Source organism: candidate division KSB1 bacterium (genome assembly GCA_034506255.1).
Lineage (GTDB): Bacteria > Zhuqueibacterota > Zhuqueibacteria > Zhuqueibacterales > Zhuqueibacteraceae > Coneutiohabitans > Coneutiohabitans thermophilus.
The window spans coordinates 242,143-260,209 of the sequence record JAPDPX010000009.1 but is presented as its reverse complement, the minus strand read 5'-3'; the positions used below and the strand labels follow the sequence as shown (position 1 = coordinate 260,209).

12 protein-coding genes and 1 tRNA gene are annotated in these 18,067 nt (G+C 60.1%); 5 read left to right on the top strand and 8 right to left on the bottom strand.

Features of this window, described 5'->3' with window-relative positions:
• Positions 1–42: 42 nt before the first annotated feature.
• The 6 genes from folP to ONB52_18830 form a co-directional block, all read right to left on the bottom strand.
• Positions 43–1,260, bottom strand: a complete 1,218-nt coding sequence (folP, locus tag ONB52_18855; GenBank protein MDZ7418189.1) for a dihydropteroate synthase — start codon at positions 1,258–1,260, stop codon at positions 43–45.
• Positions 1,257–2,813 carry a tetratricopeptide repeat protein gene (locus tag ONB52_18850; GenBank protein ID MDZ7418188.1) on the bottom strand — a complete coding sequence of 519 codons (1,557 nt, stop codon included), beginning with the start codon at positions 2,811–2,813 and terminating at the stop codon, positions 1,257–1,259. The genes folP and ONB52_18850 overlap by 4 nt, the downstream gene beginning before the upstream one ends.
• 50 nt (positions 2,814–2,863) lie before the next feature.
• Positions 2,864–4,747 carry an ATP-dependent zinc metalloprotease FtsH gene (gene ftsH / locus ONB52_18845; protein MDZ7418187.1) on the bottom strand — a complete coding sequence of 628 codons (1,884 nt, stop codon included), beginning with the start codon at positions 4,745–4,747 and terminating at the stop codon, positions 2,864–2,866.
• 183 nt (positions 4,748–4,930) lie between these two features.
• Positions 4,931–5,473: a hypoxanthine phosphoribosyltransferase gene (gene hpt, locus ONB52_18840; GenBank protein MDZ7418186.1), complete on the bottom strand. Its 543-nt coding sequence runs from the start codon at positions 5,471–5,473 to the stop codon at positions 4,931–4,933.
• Between the two features lie 46 nt (positions 5,474–5,519).
• Positions 5,520–6,953, bottom strand: a complete 1,434-nt coding sequence (tilS, locus tag ONB52_18835) for a tRNA lysidine(34) synthetase TilS (protein ID MDZ7418185.1) — start codon at positions 6,951–6,953, stop codon at positions 5,520–5,522.
• Positions 6,954–7,117: 164 nt separating this feature from the next.
• Positions 7,118–7,190, bottom strand: a tRNA-Met gene (locus ONB52_18830).
• A 464-nt stretch (positions 7,191–7,654) separates the two neighbouring features.
• On the opposite strand from ONB52_18830, the gene ONB52_18825 reads away from it, so the two are divergent.
• From ONB52_18825 to ONB52_18815, 3 genes are all read left to right on the top strand, one after another.
• The gene (locus ONB52_18825) at positions 7,655–8,347 is read left to right on the top strand and encodes a hypothetical protein (protein MDZ7418184.1); all 693 of its coding nucleotides are present in this window, start codon (positions 7,655–7,657) and stop codon (positions 8,345–8,347) included.
• Positions 8,286–9,560 (top strand): T9SS type A sorting domain-containing protein, encoded by a 1,275-nt coding sequence (locus ONB52_18820; protein MDZ7418183.1) that lies wholly within the window; start codon positions 8,286–8,288, stop codon positions 9,558–9,560. Before ONB52_18825 ends, ONB52_18820 begins: the two co-directional genes overlap by 62 nt.
• Positions 9,561–9,888: 328 nt before the next feature.
• Positions 9,889–10,371: a hypothetical protein gene (locus ONB52_18815; protein ID MDZ7418182.1), complete on the top strand. Its 483-nt coding sequence runs from the start codon at positions 9,889–9,891 to the stop codon at positions 10,369–10,371.
• Positions 10,372–10,453: 82 nt separating this feature from the next.
• On the opposite strand, the gene ONB52_18810 is transcribed toward ONB52_18815, so the two are convergent.
• A complete protein-coding gene (locus ONB52_18810) occupies positions 10,454–11,536 on the bottom strand; it encodes a DUF2270 domain-containing protein (protein ID MDZ7418181.1) in 1,083 nt (360 codons plus the stop codon).
• 890 nt (positions 11,537–12,426) lie between these two features.
• Between ONB52_18810 and ONB52_18805 the strand changes: the two genes are divergently transcribed.
• Together ONB52_18805 and ONB52_18800 are read left to right on the top strand one after the other, a co-directional pair.
• Positions 12,427–13,464 carry a DUF3298 and DUF4163 domain-containing protein gene (locus ONB52_18805; protein MDZ7418180.1) on the top strand — a complete coding sequence of 346 codons (1,038 nt, stop codon included), beginning with the start codon at positions 12,427–12,429 and terminating at the stop codon, positions 13,462–13,464.
• Between the two features lie 29 nt (positions 13,465–13,493).
• Positions 13,494–14,480 carry a cytochrome c gene (locus tag ONB52_18800; GenBank protein MDZ7418179.1) on the top strand — a complete coding sequence of 329 codons (987 nt, stop codon included), beginning with the start codon at positions 13,494–13,496 and terminating at the stop codon, positions 14,478–14,480.
• Positions 14,481–14,949: 469 nt separating this feature from the next.
• On the opposite strand, the gene ONB52_18795 is transcribed toward ONB52_18800, so the two are convergent.
• A complete protein-coding gene (locus tag ONB52_18795; GenBank protein ID MDZ7418178.1) occupies positions 14,950–18,051 on the bottom strand; it encodes an efflux RND transporter permease subunit in 3,102 nt (1,033 codons plus the stop codon).
• Positions 18,052–18,067 lie beyond the last annotated feature (16 nt).

The window sequence follows — 18,067 nt, the reverse complement described above, 5'->3', positions numbered from 1 at the left end:
TGAGGGCGGCAACTGTTGGGTGTTCAAATCAGCCGCCGGGGCTCATGTGGTATAGCCGAAGCGGCCCGCGATCAAGTCGGCAATGTGCACCACCCGTCGCATCTCTTCGACATCATGCACGCGCACCAGGTGGGCACCGTTTTTGACAGCGAGCGCCACCGCGGCGGCCGTGCCCTCCAGCCGTTGATCCGGCGGCAGATTCAGCACCGTGCCCACGAAGGATTTGCGCGAGGGACCGACGAGAATCGGGCAGCCCAATCCGTGAAACTCCGCCAGACGGCGCAAGATTTCAAAATTATGCTCGAGACGCTTGCCGAAGCCGATGCCGGGATCGATGATCAGGCGTTCCCGCGGAATGCCCGCCTGGAGGGCGGCCTCCACCCGCGCCTGGAGATGCAGGTAGATTTCATCGAGCAGATTTTCGTAGCTGGGGTCGGCTTGCATGTCCGCCGGCGTGCCCTTGATGTGCATCAAAACCGCCACGGCCTGGTGCCGGGCCACGGTCTCCGCCATTTGCGGGTCGAACAAAAAGCCACTGATGTCGTTGACGATCGCGGCGCCGGCTTTGAGCGCGGCTTCTGCCACCGCGGCTTTGTAGGTGTCAATGCTGAGAGGAATTTCCACTTGCTGGCTGAGGGCGGCAATCACCGGCAGCACCCGTTCCATCTCCTCTTCTGCCGGGACCGGCTCCGCGCCTTCACCGTAGACGCCGCGCGGCCGGGTGGATTCGCCACCGATATCGATGATGTCGGCACCGGCCGCGGCCATTTGCAGGCCGTGCGCGATCGCCTGCTCGTGGCTGCGATACCGGCCGCCGTCATAGAAGGAATCCGGCGTGCAATTCAGCACGCCCATAACCAGCGTCGGTCCGCCGGCGATCATGCTGCAGCACGGGCTGTCGATCACGAACTCGGTGCGGGTTTGATTATCCAGAAAGACGCGCAGCTCGGCTGCAAAGGCGGCTTCCTGGCTGGCGAATGTCTGCCGGCCCTGTGCCAACTCCCGCAGTTGCTCCTCATGCGAGAAGAGATAGGCGACCTTCGGGCCCGCGAGCCAGCAGGGCAGGTGGCGCAATGAAAAGGCCGAGAGCAGATTGGTGGCAAGCTCCTGCTCCCGGCTGATGATCTTCAGAACCCAGGGATGGCGGCGCGCCTGACGCGCGAATTCCTCGGCGCGCGGACCGCGCTCGCCCTTCAACTCGGCCTGCAAATCCGTTTCATGTTCGAGAAAGAGGCGGCGAATCGAATAGCTGGCCATCATTTTTTCTCGATTTTGTCGGGCAGCAGGTTTTCCGGCAGCTCGCCGCGCCGCAACAAAAGATTGTAAAGATGCTCACGCGCTTCGGCGGCAAACGTGTCGTGCTCCCCCGTGCTCAACCGGATGCGTTCGCGCAAATACTGGATCGCCCGGTCAATCTCCTGCCGTTTTTCATGGATGTAGGCGAGATAGAGCCGCGCGTCGGCGTGGTCATTCAGGCGCAGGGCGCGCTCGAAAAAACGAATGGCGTTGTCGTAATCTTCCTGGTTGTAGTAGGCGATGCCGAGGTTGTAGTAGGCGTCGGCATTGCGGGGATCCAGCTCGAGGATGTGCTGGTAGAGCGGCAGGGTTTGCAGCAGTTCATTGCGTGTCAGGTAAATGCGGCCCAGCATCATGAGCACCGGCAAATGATTGGGATTCAGGCGGCGATATTTCTCCAGCAGCGCAATTGCTTCCTCCCGGCGATTGGCGAGCAGAAGCTGGTTGGCCAGTGCAATCGCGGCTTCGGCGTCCAGCGGGTTGAGCGCCAGCGCCCGGGCACACAACTCCCGTTCGTCCTGGAATCCCAATTCTCTGATGCGGCTGACATGCAATTGGGCGAAGCTGAGATAGATCTTGCTGTCCAGCGAATCACAGGCACGGGCGCGACGCAGTGCCTGCTCGGCCTCGTTCCATTTTCTGGCATAAAGATAACACTGGCCCAGTGCCAGCCAGTTCTCGGCGCGCAGGCTGTCGCGCCGTACCGCCGCCAGCACGCGCGACAGCACCGGACGAAGCGTATCCAGCCAGGCGCGCTCGGACAGCCGCTGCCGCGCCAATTGATGCAGCATGCTGCGCGCGGCCAGCACCGTAAAGGCCGGAGTCAAACTGTCACTGGCGGCGAGAGCGCGGGCAGCCGGCAGGGCTTTCGCATAATCCCGGCGCAGAAAGTCGAGATACGCTTGATAGTAGCGCAAGTCTGCCGCAGGCACCATGACACTTTGCTGTGCCGGTGCGGCATCTGGTTCGGTGACTCCGACGGGCGTGAGTATTTTGGTTTTGATTTCAGCGAGCGCCGCAGGGACATTGCCGCCGGCGGAGGATCGCACTTGCAGCAGAGGCTGCGACCGGCCCGGCTCGTAGAGCTGCACTTCGAGCTGCAGCTCCCCATTCACATGCTCATAAAACCCGAAAGTGAGGTAATCGATGCCCAGCTCGCCGAGGAGACGCCTGAGATAAGCCGGTTGCCGCAGGGAATCGATTTCCGCAAGCTCAAAAAGAGATTCCACCGGCAGGACATGCAGGGCGCCGCTGCCAGTGCGGCGCAGTTGTGCGGCCAGCATGTCGGCGAACGCCAGGCCTTCCGCAGTCAGCGAAAGGGTGTCGCCCGCGCTGTGCAGCAAAGGCGCCAGCACCAGACGTTTTTCCACTTCCCCGAAGCGGCGGTGTTCACGCCAAGACAGGGCGACTTGCGCCGCCACGCCGGCCGCCAGGACCAATGAGGCAGCGACCAGAAATGCCCTGGTGCTGAGGGCATTGCTGTAGCGGTGAAGGTTCCACAGGACGAGCAACAGCACCCCACAACCAATGAGGAGGAAGAGTGTCCCCGTTGGCATCGACATGGCGGTCAGACTTTGGTGGCGGGTTGCGTCTGGGTGCTTTCACTCCCGGCGGTGGGACGGCCGTTGCCGGCCTCGTCGGCGTTCTCCAGGGGCGACTTGGCGCTGTTGAGCACCGCATCGATTTCCGCGCCGTCGAGCAGTTCCTTTTCCAACAGCGCGGTGGCGAGGGCGTGCAGTTGATGCACATTGTCACTGAGAATTTTGTGCGCCTTTTGCGAGGCTTCGATGACGATCCGCCTCACCTCTTCGTCGATTTTTTGCGCGGTCAGCTCGCTGTAATCGCGATGCTGGGCGATCTCGCGGCCCAGGAAGATTTCCTCCTGCTTTTTGCCGAACGCCAGGGGGCCCATGACATCGCTCATGCCCCAGTCGCATACCATGCGCCGCGCCAGCTCGGTGGCGCGCTCAATGTCGTTGCCGGCGCCGGTGGTGGTTTCTTTGAAGATGATCCTCTCGGCTTCCCGGCCGCCCATCAGATGAACCAGCAGCGCCTCGCAATAGCTCTTCGAGTAGTTGTGCTTTTCGTCCATCGGCAGGGAGGTGGTGAGGCCCAGCGCCCGGCCGCGGGGAATGATCGTGACTTTGTGAATGGGATCGGAGCCGGGGGTGTACTTCGCCACCAGCACATGCCCGGCTTCATGATAGGCGGTGATGCGCTTTTCCTTTTCGCTGATCAACAGACTGCGGCGTTCGGCGCCCATCAACACGCGGTCTTTGGCCTCTTCCAGGTCGCGCATGTCGACGAGATTTTTGTTCTTGCGCGCGGCCAGCAATGCCGCTTCATTGACCAGGTTGGCCAGATCCGCACCCGAGAAACCCGGCGTGCCCTTGGCCAGCACGCTCAGGTCCACGTTGTCGGCCAGGGCAATTTTCTTGGTGTGTACTTTCAAAATGCCTTCGCGGCCGCGCACATCCGGCCGGTCAACCACGATCTGGCGGTCGAAGCGCCCGGGCCGCAGCAGCGCCTGATCGAGCACGTCCGGGCGGTTGGTGGCGGCGATGAGGATCACGCCTTCATTGGAATCGAAGCCGTCCATTTCCACCAGCAATTGATTGAGCGTCTGCTCGCGCTCGTCGTGCCCGCCGCCCAGGCCGGCGCCGCGATGGCGGCCGACCGCGTCGATCTCATCGATGAAAATAATGCAGGGGGCGTTGCGCTGGCCCTGCTCGAACAAATCGCGCACGCGCGAGGCCCCGACCCCGACGAACATTTCGACGAAATCGGCGCCCGACATGCTGAAGAACGGCACCCCGGCTTCGCCGGCCACGGCTTTGGCGAGCAGCGTCTTGCCGGTTCCGGGCGGGCCGAGCAGCAGCGCACCTTTGGGGATCTTGCCGCCCAGGCGCTGAAACTTTTCTGGATCGCGCAGGAACTCGATGATCTCGCGCAGTTCCTGTTTGGCTTCATCCGCGCCGGCAACGTCGTCAAAGGTCACCTTCGGCCGGTTGTTGCTGGCCAGCCGCGCCCGCGAGCGGCCAAAGGTGAAGATGCTCTTGGTGCCGGCGCCCTGCATGCGGCGCAGCAGGAAAAGCCAGAAAAAGGCGACCAGCACCCAGGGCAGCAGATTCAGGAAGTAATTCCACCACTCCACGGTCTTGGGCCGCACGTCGACTTCAATGTTGTATTTCGAATTCCAGGCGCTCACGGTCTCGAAGGAGAGCTCGCGCGGCAGAAAAACTTTGATGTTGGTGTATTGCCGGGCCTCATCAACCGCCAGTTGCATGGGGGCGCGCAACTGCCCCTGAATCTCATCGCTGCGGATCACCACCTTTTGCAGCTTCTGCCCCTCCAGCAGCTCGATAAACTGGCTGAAAGTGACCTGCTTTTCCTCCGGCTCCTGCCGCTCCCAACTGAGGGTAATCCAGATTGCCAGCAGCAAAACCGCCAGCCAAAAGGTCAGGGTGCGTGAGGCCCGTGCCCACTGGAAGTTGTTGTTGTCATCCCGCCGCGGTGGCGGCGCGGGGCGTTTCCGCTTGGACGAGTTGTTCGGGCTCTCTTTTTTCTTACTGTTCTTGTTCATCAGATCCAGAAGCGTTTAAGGTGAAAGAAAAGGGCTGGGGGCCTGCCCGCGTCAGTCCATGGTGTAGATTTCACGAAGATTGCGGAACTTCTGAGCATAGTCCAAACCGTAACCCACGACGAAGCGTGTGGGGATGTGAAATCCGACATAGTCACAATGATAATCCACCTGCTTGCCGCCATCCTTGACCAGCAGCGAAACGAACCGCAGCGAGGCCGGCCGCATCTCGCGCAGCCTGCGGTCAAGATAGGTAACCGACAGGCCCGAGTCAATGATGTCCTCCACCACGATCACGTGGCGGCCCTCGATATGGCAATCGATGTCTTTTTTTACTTTGACAACGCCGGAGGATTTCATGGCTTCGCCGTAGCTGGAGATTTTGATGAAGTCAACCTCGCAGTCGATGGTGATTGCCTTCATCAAGTCGGCCATGAACATGAAAGAACCGTTGAGTACGCCGATGAACACCGGGCATTTGCCAGCATAATCGGCGGACAGCTGACGGCCGAGCTCCTGCACTTTGCTCTCGATCTCCTGGGCGGACAGCAACACCTGGTAGTGGCCTTGATAAAAACGGGCGGTTTGCTCAGTCACTCATTTTCCTCCCGGGGAAAATCGCCGTGCGCGCCCTGGCTGCGCCTCACTGCCGCTCGGCTTCGAGATGCAGCACAGTCGTGGTCGTCGCGTCGATCTTGAAGCGTTCATCCAGCCGGTAGCCGCACACCCAGATGATGCCCGTGTCGCACGCCACCACCGGAATGTGACGGCGCTGATGCCGTGTCACTTTCTGGTCAATGAGGAAATCCGACAGCTTTTTGAAACCGGCCATGCCCAACGGTCGAAAGCGGTCGCCCGCTTGCGGGAAACGCACGATCAAATCGCCGCTCACCGCGGCCGCATCAATCCACTGGGAGTGGGCCGTTACGTGCTTGCGCCAATCCGGCGGGAGGTGGTGCCGCGAAATGGTGATCACCATTCCCGCCTCTGGAACCGGGCAGCGCGTTCCGATTTCGAGCAAACGCGGGGGTACCACAGGATGGATTCGGCTGAAGGCAACCTCGGTCTGCGCGACAACGACCTCGACCTTGCTCCGCCAGAGGTAACGGCGTGACCCGCGGAGCGGACGAACCCGGGCCGCGTCAATGAGGGAGAGAATGCGATCGGTCTCGTCGAACGTCAAATCGCAGCGCGACTCCGTGAGCTGCTGCATCACACCCCGCACGACGTACGCTTGAATCGAGCGAAAATACTTCCAAAATTGTTGAAGATCAAGGACTATTTTCCCCGGCATGCGACTGTGCACCGCCTGCTGCAATGCCTGGCGCGCTTGTTCCTGCAAATCCGCTTCTGTTTGTGCAGCAATGGCCGCCAGCCGCAGCAAACTCTCATCCACGGCGGGTTGGAAACGCGTGCGCAACAACGGGATCAACTCATGACGCAGACGGTTGCGCAGGAAAGTGGGATCGCTGTTGCTGGCATCTTCCCGCCAACGCAGGCCCCGCTCCCGGGCGTAGTCCTGCAGCTCGCGGCGCGAGAACGACAACAGCGGCCGCAACACGATGACCCCACCTTCCGGGGAGGGCCGCCGCATGGCCATGCCGGCAAGCCCTGCCAGCCCGGTGCCGCGCAGCACATGCGCCAGGATCGTCTCGACTTGATCGTCACGGGTGTGCGCGGTCACCACCGCCTGACACTCCGCCTGCCGGCAGAGCGCGGCGAGTGCGCGGTAACGCAACTTACGAGCGGCGGCTTCGAGGCTCAAATGCTGCTCCCGCGCAAACTCCCGCACCTCGACTTTTTGGATCAAAAACGGCAGGTGGCAGTCCCGCGCGAGTGCTTCGACAAACAAGGCATCGGCATCTGCCTCCGCCCCGCGCAACTGATGATGCACATGGCCGATGGCAAGGGTCAACTCCCATTCACCAGCGAGCGCACAGAACAAATCCACCATCACCCGCGAATCCAGCCCGCCGGATACCGCCAGCAACAGCCGGGCACCGCGGGGCGCAAAAGCTTGTTGCTCCCAATGCTGGCGGAACCGCCACCATAAGCCTTGCACTGCCGGTTTTGCCATGGGATCATACCTCGTTGCTGCCGCCATGTCGGCGGGAGGGTTGGAGCCTGGCATGGGGAATGACAAAAAGGCCCGCTGCTTTTCCTCCCGGACACGACGAGCCGGCACCAAAAAAATAATCCCGACTTTTCACACAGGAACCGTCGGGATCTGGCTGCTTGAAGTAGCGGCGGAGGGACTTGAACCCCCGACCTACGGATTATGATTCCGCTGCTCTACCGACTGAGCTACACCGCCTTTTTTCAAACAGCCTCTAATCTAAAAATGTCACCACGAAACGCAAGACCTTTTTCCGCGCCACGGCCCACTCTGCTCCGTCTGGTTCCGGCCGAACAATCGCCGCGAACGTTTTTTAATTCAGACTTAATTTGAAGATCATTTTCGCTTGCTTTGCCGGAGATAAATTTCTGCTCACTTCGAGGCGGAGGCTTTCAGGGTAGTATTGCTTACCTCGGCACTCCTCCCGGGTGCGGACTCGTGCAGTCATCCATCTCACAGGCGAAAATTTAGAACGCAGACCTGCGGTCTGCAGGTCTGCCGGGCCGCATGCCTGCGCTCCAAAATTTTCGCAAGTGTGATCCTTCTTCCAAAATCAGAGAAAACCGTGTCCGGCAACCCTGCTCAGGCGCCCACGCGTGGCCTGTCAGCCGGGGCTTGCCCAATTCCCTGGTGCATCATCACACATGCGAGAGGAGCAACTCATGAGGAAGTTACACCAACGAAGTGTCGTCCTTTCACAAGCACTGCAGCGCTGCTTTGTCTTCTCCTGCGCCTTCGCCGTGCTGGCCGGCGAGCTGGCACAGGCGCAAAGCATTCAGTTACGACCGCTCAGCACCAAAACCACCGGCGTCTTTAATCAGAGTGCATCCGAGATCAGTGCTTATGACGAGGACAGCCGACGGCTGTTCGTAGTCAATGCCCGGGCCGGCCGCCTCGATGTCCTTGACATCAGTAATCCCGCGGCGCCGGTCGAGCTCGCCCCCATCGAGCTTTCGTCGTATGGCCCGGTGGTCAACAGCGTGGCGGTGGACGACGGCCTGGTGGCGGTGGCGGTCGAGAACGCTGTGAAAACGGCGCCTGGCAAGGTCGTTTTCTTCGATGTCGCGGGAACATTTCTGGGGGAGGTGACGGTCGGCGCGCTGCCTGACATGTTGACTTTCACGCCCAACGGCAAATGGCTCCTGGTGGCCAATGAGGGTGAGCCCAGCGACGACTACAGTGTCGATCCGGAAGGATCGATCAGCATCATCGAGGTCTCCCGGCGCGGGAAATGTATAACCCAGGCCGGGGTGCGCACCGCCGATTTCACCGCCTTCAACGACAAACAACTCGATGCCAGCATTCGCATTTTCGGGCCGCACGCCTCGGTGGCACAGGATCTGGAACCGGAATAATATCGCGGTCTCCGCAAACTCGAAATATGCCTGGGTCACGCTGCAGGAGAACAATGCACTCGCCCTGGTGGACATCAAACAGGCGAAGGTCATTGAACTCATCGGCCTGGGTTTCAAAGATCACCGTGCTCCCGGCAACGGCCTGGATGCCAGTGATCGCGACAACCGAATCAACATTGCCAACTGGCCGGTGTTCGGCATGTATCAGCCGGATGCCATTGCACGCTACAACGTCAAGGGCATTCCCCTGCTGGTTACCGCCAATGAAGGCGACGCGCGCGTCTATGACGGTTTCGATGAAGAAAAACGCGTTGGCAGTGTGACGCTGGATGCCGCCGCCTTTCCGCAGGCGGCGACGCTCAAACAAAATGCCAACCTCGGCCGTTTGAAAATCACCAGCACGCTGGGCGACACCGACCAAGACGGCGATTACGACGCGCTGTACTCCTTCGGCGCACGCTCTTTCTCCATCTGGACACCCGACGGCCATCTCATCCATGACAGCGGTGATCAGATCGAACAAATTACCGCGGCCGCCTTTCCCGACTTCTTCAATTGCAGCAACAGCAACAACACCCGCGACGACCGCAGCGATGACAAGGGGCCGGAGCCGGAAGGGCTGGCCATCGGCAAAGCCTACGGTCGCACCTATGTCTTCCTCGGCCTGGAGCGCATCGGCGGGGTCATGGTGTTCGACATCAGCAACCCGCGGTGTGTCAGCTTCGAGCAGTATTACAATCTGCGCGATTTTTCACAAACGCCCGGACCCAGCAGCGGCGGCGATCTCGGACCGGAGGGGTTGCAGTTCATTTCCGAAGATGACAGCCCGACCTGCAAGCCCCTGCTGGTGGTCACGAACGAGGTCAGCGGCTCGACCACCATCTACGAGATCACCCGCGGCCTGGACAAACAGGCCGAACCGCAGGATGAAATGACGGCTCTGCCCCGACAGTTCGCCCTGTATCAAAACTATCCCAACCCTTTCAATCCGGGCACAACCATTCGCTACAGCCTGCCGGAAGCGGCGAAGGTGACGATCAAGGTTTTTGCCCTCACCGGGGCCGAGGTCGCCACGCTGGTGGACGACTGGCGTCCGGCAGGCAGTCACGAGGTCATTTTCAATGCCAGCCGGCTGGCGAGTGGCGTTTATTTCTACCGTCTGGCCGTGAATGACAACATCTGGCAGGTGCGGCAGCTCACCTTGACCAAGTGAGTCACCGCCGCGGTCAGAGGCTGCAACCCGCCGCGCCTCCTGGCAATGCCTGTCCCTGGCACGCTGCCAACATCTCCCATCGCACAACTCCCTCTCTCCCGCTCCGCGCAGAACCCGGGCTGCGCGGAGTTTTTTTTCATACCAGCCGTCGTTTTGAATCCTGCTTTTTGTTTGATATATTTTTCACGTTCCTTTATGAGCCGCCGGCCGGCAATCGAAGAGAGATGCTGTCTTCACCGCATTTGGGGGGATGAAACATCGTTGCCCGTGCCTTGCGGCACCGGCCGGAAAAGGGCTGGTGGTTGGATGATAAAAGAAAAAAGTGGGCTTGATGACTGCAACAGGCAAGATGATCTGCTCGTGGTGCCGGCCGCTTCTGTGGGGGATGGTTGCGCTCAATGGTCTCGCCTGCGGCATTTCGCAACGTGAGCCCGCCACGCCCGGCGATGACTTCACCATCATCTGGGGTACCGGCGGGGGCTTCACGGGATTTGCCGACGGCTTCATTCTGCACAGCGATGGCAAAATGGAGCGCTGGTCAGGGCAATATTTTCGCCGGGAAAAAATCCGGCCGCTGGGCGTGATCGACACGGCACATCTCGACTCGCTGCGCCGCACGCTTGCGAGACACGATCTGAGAGATTTGCATTACCAGGAAACCGGCAACCTGACCACGCGCATGTGGTGCATCATCCGCACAGATACCACCATCTTCTCCTGGAATGGCGTCGAACCCGGTGCCGAAGTGCCGGCTGCGATCAGAGAAGTGTACAGCAGCCTGACACGCGCGGCGGCCGCGCAGCAGCATTGAAGCGGCCGCAATTGCCTTTTCCAGCTGTGACTGATACTCCCGGCCGCCAGGCCCCGCGCCCCGCCGCACACCGCCTGCCGCCTCACGCTTCCAATGTTTGAAAACCGCGTCCCATCACTTCGTGCGCCGGCATGACGATGACGAAAGCTTCCGGATCCTCGGCCTTGACCATGGCTTTCAGGCCCGGCATTTCACTCACGGTGGTGGCGACCAGGAGCACTTCGCGCTGCTGTTTGGTGTGCATGCCCGTGCCGTGCAATTCGGTCACGCCGCGCTTCAAATCCTGCATAATGCGGCCGGCAATGACTTCCGGCCGGTTGGAGATGATCAGGCATAGCAGTTGTTGGCGCTTGCGCGGCCGCGGCCGGTCGCCGTGATGGTTGGCCTCCTTCTCACCGTTGTCCTTGACTTCCATGGCTTGCCACAGCGCCGTCAACACCGGATAGTCGCTGGCCTTGGGCAGCACTTCACCGGAGGCCTGCTGCAAACCCACGGTGGCGAAACCAACGAGAAACAGCAGGCCGTTGTAGACCAGGCCGATTGTCAGAATGACCCAGCCGGAAATCGGGCCAATGTCCAGCCGCGCGATGAATTCCGGCCAGGAGCTGGCGGCCACGGGGTGAATGTAACACTTCAGCAGCCAGGCAAAGCCGAGCACCAGGAAGATCCAGACGTAGTTGCGGCGGAAGCGCCGGCCAAAGGCCTCCCACATGCTGATGGGAAATTCCGGCTCGCGCAGGGTGGTTGCCAGACTCTCGGCCCAGTCGGCTTGGGGCGCAAACGGCGGGGCGATCATGGCGGCGAAGAAATCGGTTTCCATCAGGCGTGTGCGGTAGGCCGACAGCTCGTAATAGCGGTAGCGCCGTGCCTCGATCCACAAAAAGAGAGTGACCAGCAGCGTGTTCAGGATGAGCACGCCGTAATGATGGTCGGGCGCGGAGAGGGCGAAGGAAATCGCGGCGCTGGAAGCCAGGACGGCCCAGTTTGTGGTGTTGTCCAGGCGCTGCCGCCAGACGTTGGAGCGTTGTATCTCGGCACGATAGTAATGCACCATCGCGGTGTTGAATTCTCCCGGCCGCATGCGATAGCCGCGATACGTCCACACCGGTTCGCGCGCTTCGGCATCTTCGTTGATTTTTTTCCCGGCAGAATCATTCATGTTCATGTGAGTCCCTTCCTGAATACGCTTGGAACATAAGCAAGGGAATGGCCAATTGCAACTGGGGGAAGGGGGCAAGCATTGACGGTGACGGCGAGAACTGCCGGCAAATGTTGCTCCTTGCGACAATCAGTGTTTGTTTGAGAAGAGTCCAGCCCTGGCTGGACCAAGGCTTTTGCAGGGTTTTCCAGATCGAACTTTCAGGTATCCCACAGCTCAGCCGGGGGCGGATCCAGTTCGTGAAGCATCTGGGCATGGTCTTGGACAAGCGGAAGACTCGTGCCTTTCGGGCAGCACTGAAATTCTCCAACAGAGGGAGGCAACCCAGCCGATAGAAGTGCAACCACTGGGTTCTTTCCATCTGTTGGAGAAAAAATTGAAATCGTATTCAAAGCTTGACGAGCCAGTCGCAGTTTTCCGACAATCAGCAGTCATCTGGTCACTAAAGAGTAAACTCGTTGAAAAAAGCAAAGATTTGTTCGGTGTCTGCTTTCTCGGCCCGTATTGATGCGGATTTGGTGTCAATTCTGCAAATCTCCGGCTTTTTCCACTGTGGGCGATATAACTCACCCAGAGACGCAAAGCCAAAAAGATTTCCCAATCATTTCTTGCCGGCAATCATGAAGGACAAAACTCGAATCTTTTCTTTGCGTGGCTTTGCATCTTTGTGGCCGCTTTTGCCTTTTTGGGTTCCGGCTCGTTCGGGCTGGGTATCGCAGTCGTCAAACGAAGCCGGAGAGGTGGCCCCCTCCCAAAAGTCACCTTGACTCTCTCCGTCACCGACACTATTTTGTCATAAGAACTGCGGATCAACGTCAAGCCGTTCGAAGCTGCACGGAGATGAGATGGACTCGACTCAACCGCGAATGACCTTCAAAACTTCAGATTGCAGAATCATGATTCACTCCTCAGGCCCATTGTCCTGCGCGCGCATACGTTTCTTTACGCTGCTCGCCCTGCTGTGCGCTGCGCCGCTGGCAGCACGGCCGGCTTTCCGCGGTTATTACACCGGCATGCTGGGCGGCCGCTTCGCGATTCAAATGGATCTTACCATCGATTCCAGCGCGGTGATTACGGGAAATTACTTCTATGAGTCCGTGGGTGAGCGTCTGCATTTGCAGGGACGGCTCGGCACGCCCACGCTGCTGGAGGAATTGGACGCCGACGAAAACATCACCGGCCGCTTCGCCGGCAGCCTGGCACCACCCTATGCGGTGTTCGAGGGCACCTGGACCAGCGCGGACGGCACCAAATCGCTGCCCTTCACCCTGTCGCGCGTCGCCGAATACCACTACTACAGCACCGCCGACGAACTCATTCAGGCGGAGGCCGCTTTTCCACGTTTTTTGGGCAAGGCACCGGCCCTGCAGCAGCTCAACACACGAATGCACACCCAGGCCATGGTGGCGCACGGCCAGTTCGTGCATGACAGCAATGAGATGCTCGCCGGGGAAGAGATGATTGGCGGCATGAGCTTTGGCTACAGCCATGACTGCAGCATCATGTATTATTCGGAGGATTTGATCAGCCTGCTCGTCACCGAATGGTCTTTCACCGGCGGCGCGCACGGCAACACCTCCTATGCCGCAACCAACTACTGGCTGCACGACGGCCGCTGGCAGACGCTGGCACTGGCGGATTTGTTTCTGCCCGATGCGGACTATCTGGCAGCCCTGACGCGGCAGTGCCGCCAAAGCCTGCAGGCACAGGGCGCGGCCTGGGTGCAACAGGGCGAGATGCAAGCGTTCACCGCGGAAGATCTGCAGGTATTCAATGTGATGCCCCGGGCCCTGCTCTTCACTTTCGCACCATACCAAGTCGGTCCCTATGCGCAGGGCACCTTTCAAGTGCGTGTGCCTTATCACCAGCTCGGGGGGATTCTCAATCCCGCCGGCCCGCTGCAGCGACGGCTCTTTTACAAACCACCGCAGTAGAAACGACCTTTATTCGCAGGAGAATTTTGATGAAGAAATTCTTCCGGGTTTTGCTCGGGGTGATCGCGGCCATTCTGGTGCTGATTGCCGGCGGCCTGATCTACGTGACCATCAGCCTGCCCGATGTGGGCGAGGCACCCAATCTTGAAATCGCCGCCACACCCGAGCTGATTGCGCGCGGCCGGTATCTTGCCAATCACGTGACGGTCTGCATTGATTGCCACTCGCAACGCGATTTCAGCTTCTACTCCGGGCCGGTGGTGCCGGGCACCGAAGGCCGGGGCGGCGAGGAAATGGTGGAGACGATCGGCAAGCTGCGCGTGCCCAATATCACGCCGGCGGCGCTCGGCAACTGGACCGATGGTGAGATCGCACGCGCCATCGCGGCCGGGGTCGGGAAAAACGGCGAGGCGCTCTTTCCAATGATGCCTTATCCGATTTACAACGAGCTGGCAGAGGAGGATCTGCATGCCATCATCGCCTACCTGCGCACGCTGCCGCTCATTGCCAACGACGTGCCGCGCAGCCAACTCAACTTTCCCATGAATCTCATCGTGCGCACCATTCCCAAATCCTATGTGCCCAAGCCACGGCCGCCGGCCGGTGACACGCTGGCCCACGGCAAATATCTCAACATCGTGTCCGGCTGCCATTTCTGCCACACGCCGGTGGATGACAAAGGCGGCGCTTTACCGGGCATGGACTTCGCCGGCGGCCAGGAATTTCGCCTGCCCGGCGGCGCCGTGGTACGCACCGCCAACCTCACCCCGGAAAACGACACCGGCATCGGCGGCTGGGATGAAACCTACTTTGTCAATCGCTTCAAAGAATACGCCGACTCCGCGGCCACCCGCATTGCGGTGGCGCCCGGTGGCGAAAACACCGTGATGCCCTGGACCATGTACGCCGGCATGACGGAGGATGACTTGCGCGCCATCTACCGCTACTTGCGCACGGTCAAGCCGGTGATTCATCAAGTCGAAAAGCATCCCCAACCCCAGACTACTGAAGAGTAACTCCCGCTGTGCGGCACCGAAAAACCGGTTTCGATCACTGCCTCACATTCCTCCAATAAAAAAGTGACCAGCCCCCCACCACAGGGGGGACTGGTCACTTGTCAGCAAACCGCAAGAAGCAACGGCCGGGGCAGTGCGCCTTCCGTTCAAGCCAAATGCCCTCTGAGTTGACAAGGAAAGAGGAAACCACTTGGCATTATTTTTTTACCTGCTTTCCCGCCCGGAAGGCAGGGTTGCCATGGACTGTGATTTTGTGGTGCAGGAATCCCGATGCTTGTCATCCCCGCAACGCGCTTTGCCTATCACTGTCGGCAAGCGCTCTACCACCCGACGGTGGCAGCACACAACCGGCACGCAAACGGTCAATGCCCGGGGCTTGGGCGGGAAGCTTGACTGAAGTCACTGCATCGGGTCGAAACAACAGAAAAAGCAACCGCGACAGGAGAGGATTCCCGCGCTGAGCCGCCACTCAGGCTTCGACTCCTTCAATCCGCGCGGAGGTGGCAATCCCGGCGCGCGCCCGCGGGCGATGAAACTCCCTGGAGAAATAGGAATAGATGGCGGGAATCACATACAGCGTCAAGCCGCTGGCGAAGATCATGCCGCCGACCACGGCGATACCCATCGACACGCGGCTCTCCGAACCGGCACCCCACCCCATGGCAATCGGCAGGATGCCCAGGATGGTTGACAAGCTCGTCATCAAAATCGGGCGAAAGCGTGCCACCGCCGCGCTTTGCACCGCTTCCAAGACAGAGAGGCCGGCGGCTTTGCGCTGGTTGGCAAACTCCACAATCAAGATGCCGTTCTTGGTGACCAGGCCGATGAGCATGATCTGGCCGATTTGGCTGAAGATGTTGAGAGTTTGATTGAAATACCACAGCGAGAACAGCGCACCGGCCACCGCCAGCGGCACGGTGAACATGATGATGAACGGATCGCGGAAACTCTCGAACTGGGCCGCCAGAATGAGATAGGTCAGCACCAGCGCCAAAATGAAAACGAAGATCAGGCTGGAGGAGCTCTCGGCGAAATCACGCGCGGCGCCGGCGAGCGTGGTGCGAAAAGATTCGTCCAAAACCTTGGCAGCGATTTCATCCATGGCCTGGATGCCGTCGCCCAGGGTGTAGCCGGGCGCCAGCGCGGCGGACACCGTGGCTGCAATATAGCGGTTGAAGCGGTAGAGCTGGGGGGGATTGGATTGCTCGTAGGTTTTGACCAGGTTGTCGAGCTGCACCAGTTCGCCCCGGTTGTTGCGCACGAAAATCGACGTCAGATCCACCGGTTCATCGCGATGGGGACGGGTGAGCTGGCCGAGCACCTGGTACTGCTTGCCGTCTTTGATGAAATAGCCGTAGCGCGCATCACTCAAAGTGAGCTGCAGCGTCTGCGCCACCTCGCGCACCGACACGCCGAGTGCGCGGGCGCGGTCGCGATCGATCGCAATCACCAGCTCCGGCTTGTTGAATTTCAAATTCAGGTCCACTGCGCTGAAAGCCGGATGCGCGCTGGCCTGCTCCATGAATTTGGGCAGCACCTCCTTGAGCTTGGCAAAGTTCGGTGCCTGGATGACGTATTGCACCGGCAGGCCGAAACGCGCCATGCCGCTGCCGACCGCGATGGTTTGCTCCTGATTGACAATGGTGCGCGCCTCGTTCAAATTTCGCACGGCGCGCGACATGGCCTCGGCAATTTCCTGCTGCGAGCGCCGGCGTTGTTCCGGCGGCACCAGGGTCACCGTGGTGTTGCCGGCATTCGCGCCACCCGCCCAGCCGGAAGTGTTGGCGATCACCGCCTCGGCTTCCGGCACTTCCCGGCGCACCAGTTCGATGAGACTGTCCATGTACTTGTCCATGCGCTCGAACGAAGTGCCTTCCGGGGCGGTGGAAATCATGCGAAAGCGGCTGCGATCTTCCATCGGCGCCAGTTCCTGCGGCAGAAGCGTTCCGAACAGCCACACCATGCCCGCGGCCAACGCAATGGCGACGAAACCGAGGCCGCGCCGGCGCATAAACGCGGCCAGGGAGCGTTCATAAGCGCCGCTCAATCTTTCAAAGAACGGCTCGGTTCTGCGGTAAAACCAGTTGTGATGGGGGTGCGCTTCGATCATGCGGCCGCTCAACATCGGCGTAAGTGTGAGTGCGACAAACGCCGAGATCGCCACCGAACCACCGATCACAATGCCGAATTCTTTGAACAGCCGGCCGGTCAGCCCCTGCAAAAAAACGATGGGCATGAACACCGCGATGAGCGCGACCGTGGTCGAGATGATGGCAAAATAGACCTCCCGGGACCCTTTGACCGCTGCTTCGAGGGGGGGCATGCCGTCTTCGATTTTCGCATAGATGTTTTCCAGCACCACGATGGCGTCATCCACCACCAGGCCGATGGCCAGCACCAGCCCCAGCAGGGTGAGCACGTTGATGGAGAAGCCGGCAAGATACATGATGAAGAAGGCGCCGACCAGCGAGATGGGGACGGCAAACACGGGGATCAGCGTGGTGCGCCAGTCGCGCAGGAAGAGGAAAATGATCAACACCACCAAACCGAAGGCGCTGAAAATGGTCTCCTTCACTTCGGCAATCGACCGGCGAATGTACTGCGTGGTATCCCAGCCGAGACTCAGGGTAATTTCATCGCCCAAATCATCCTTGATCGCATCGAGACGGCGGAAAAACTCATCGGCAATCGCGATGTGATTGGAACCGGGTTGCGGCACCACCGCCACCGCCACGCGCGGACCGGCCAGGCCCTTCGAGACCTGCCGCAAATTCTCCGGCGCCAGCTCGGCATAGCCGATGTCGCTGAAACGCACCAGCCGGCCGTCCTGCTCGCGGATGATGAGGTTGTTGAATTCCTCCGGCCTTTCCAGGCGGCTCAAAGTGCGCACGGTCAATTCCACATCGTTGCCTTCGATGCGGCCGGCGGGCAGCTCGAGGTTTTCATTGTTGAGGGCAGTGCGCACATCCAGCGGGGTGACCTGATAGGCGGCAAGTTTGGCGGGATCCATCCACAGGCGCATGGCGTAACGTTTTTCGCCGAAGATGCGCACCTCGGCCACGCCGGGGATGGTTTGCAGCCGCTCTTTGAAGGTCTTGTCGGCAAGCTCGCTCAATTGCAGCAGACTGCGCGTGTTGCTGCTGATGTTCATCACGATGATGGGAAAGGCATCGGCATCGGCTTTGGAGACCACCGGCGGATCGGCGTCGGGCGGCAAACTGCCCACCGCGCCGGCGACTTTGTCGCGCACATCGTTGGCCGCCGTCTCCAAATCCACCCCGAGATCGAATTCGATCGTGATGCTGCTGCGGCCCTCGCGGCTGGTGGAGTTGATCGTGCGAATCCCGGGCACGGCGCTAATGTCCTCCTCGAGAATCGCGGTGATCTGGGATTCGATCACCTCGGCGTTGGCGCCGGGATACGAAGTATCGACGGTAATGACGGCCGGATCGACATTGGGGTATTCCCGCACGCCGAGGTAGGTGAAACCGATCACGCCGAAAAGAACGATGATGATCGACATCACCCACGTCAGCACCGGACGATGGATGCAGGTGGCGGAGAGACTCATTGCATTTCCTCGAGTG

Coding starts and splice junctions, on each gene's coding strand:
- folP (MDZ7418189.1), bottom strand. CDS start 1,260: ATGATGGCCAGCTATTCGATTCGCCGCCTCTTTCTCGAACATGAAACG.
- tilS (MDZ7418185.1), bottom strand. CDS start 6,953: ATGGCAAAACCGGCAGTGCAAGGCTTATGGTGGCGGTTCCGCCAGCAT.
- ONB52_18825 (MDZ7418184.1), top strand. CDS start 7,655: ATGAGGAAGTTACACCAACGAAGTGTCGTCCTTTCACAAGCACTGCAG.
- ONB52_18820 (MDZ7418183.1), top strand. CDS start 8,286: ATGCCAGCATTCGCATTTTCGGGCCGCACGCCTCGGTGGCACAGGATC.
- ONB52_18810 (MDZ7418181.1), bottom strand. CDS start 11,536: ATGAACATGAATGATTCTGCCGGGAAAAAAATCAACGAAGATGCCGAA.
- ONB52_18805 (MDZ7418180.1), top strand. CDS start 12,427: ATGATTCACTCCTCAGGCCCATTGTCCTGCGCGCGCATACGTTTCTTT.
- ONB52_18800 (MDZ7418179.1), top strand. CDS start 13,494: ATGAAGAAATTCTTCCGGGTTTTGCTCGGGGTGATCGCGGCCATTCTG.
- ONB52_18795 (MDZ7418178.1), bottom strand. CDS start 18,051: ATGAGTCTCTCCGCCACCTGCATCCATCGTCCGGTGCTGACGTGGGTG.